Annotated in this window: 1 protein-coding gene; it reads right to left on the bottom strand. The window is 41.1% G+C overall.

The window, feature by feature from the left end; all coding sequences use genetic code 11:
* On the bottom strand, nucleotides 1–248 hold a 248-nt coding region (locus SB765_RS32365), incomplete at both ends, for an FtsX-like permease family protein (protein WP_410932858.1).

Raw genomic sequence — 248 nt, forward strand, 5'->3', positions numbered from 1 at the left:
CATAGCAAAATCACTCAGAGTCACTAAAAAAAAGGCTGCTAACACAAGCCCTACAAAGCTTGCCAAACCAATCAGCAAGGCAATTTCCAGCCAAAAATGTTTAAACAAAGTAAATCGGGTTGCGCCCAGTGCCGCATTCAGTGCTAATGTGTGTTTGCGCGCTGCGGTTCGTACTATAAACACATTACTAATATTTACGCAGGCAATAATAACCAAACCCGCTACGGCTAAAATAAGCCAATAAATAT

Source organism: Pseudomonas sp. SIMBA_067, assembly GCF_046534675.1.
Classification (GTDB): Bacteria; Pseudomonadota; Gammaproteobacteria; order Pseudomonadales; family Pseudomonadaceae; genus Aquipseudomonas; species Aquipseudomonas putida.